Below are 830 nucleotides of genomic sequence, written 5' to 3'. Positions count from 1 at the left end.
TCCGAGACTCCTGTTGGGCGGCTGGTGTGCAGTCTGGGGTAGGTGCGATGGCGGAGGAACTGGTCCCATTTCTGTTCCCAGTCGTTGTAGGCCTGGAGCCAGAGCACGGCTTGGTCGACGTTGCGCACGTTCATCAGTGCTTTTGTGAGAGTGAGGATTTCGCGTCCGGCGTCTAGTCGTGGTCGGAAGGTGTGGTGGCGTCGGACGGTCTGGAAGATGTGGAAGTAGCAGCGTTGGGTTCTGGTGGTGGGCCAGGTGTCGGCGATCGCTGCGGCTAGGCCGCTGCCGCCGTCGATGACCGCGATTTTGGGGGCTGGCTGGCGTTGCAGGATCTGCTGCCAGGCGATCTTTTTCTCGCGGTCGCACCATTGCCAGTCGAGGACGTGGGTGCCGTCGAAGGCGATCAGCAGGCACCAGGATTGGAAGTAGGTGCCATCGAGCATCACCACCTGGGCCGGCGTCGTGGGCGGGGCCGGTGGTGGGACCTCGATGTTCCAGCACCAGGACCGTGCGCGGCGGAAGGTGCGTGCGCTGACTCCTGCAGGGTGCCGACCGTGAAGGAGCCAAGTGTGGAATGCCTCCAGCTCGGCCTTGCGGGTGATGTCGGGGCGTTTCTGGGTACTCGAGGCGCCGCAGTCTTTGCAACGCCACCGAGTGCGACCGGCGCTGGTGGTTCCGTTCTTGACGAGCTTGCGGCCGCATACACCACACGGTGGAGAATTCCGAGGACCTGACACCGAACATGCTCTCAAAGCATGTTCGAACCACCATCATCCGAGGTCAGGCAGCAGAAATCGGCGATTCTATACACACATTTTGGCCTTTAACCC

At 62.2% G+C, this 830-nt stretch carries 1 protein-coding gene; it reads right to left on the bottom strand.

Annotation, left to right across the window (positions count from 1 at the left end):
* On the bottom strand, positions 1 to 737 hold a 737-nt coding region (locus ACFFJD_RS16685; RefSeq protein ID WP_382366222.1), incomplete at its 3' end, for an IS1249 family transposase.
* Between the last annotated feature and the right edge of the window lie 93 nt (positions 738 to 830).

The sequence above is a fragment of the Gordonia phosphorivorans genome, assembly GCF_042432625.1.
GTDB lineage: Bacteria > Actinomycetota > Actinomycetes > Mycobacteriales > Mycobacteriaceae > Gordonia > Gordonia phosphorivorans.
The sequence above is the reverse complement of the archived record's forward strand: the minus strand, read 5'-3'. Positions and strand labels throughout refer to the sequence as shown.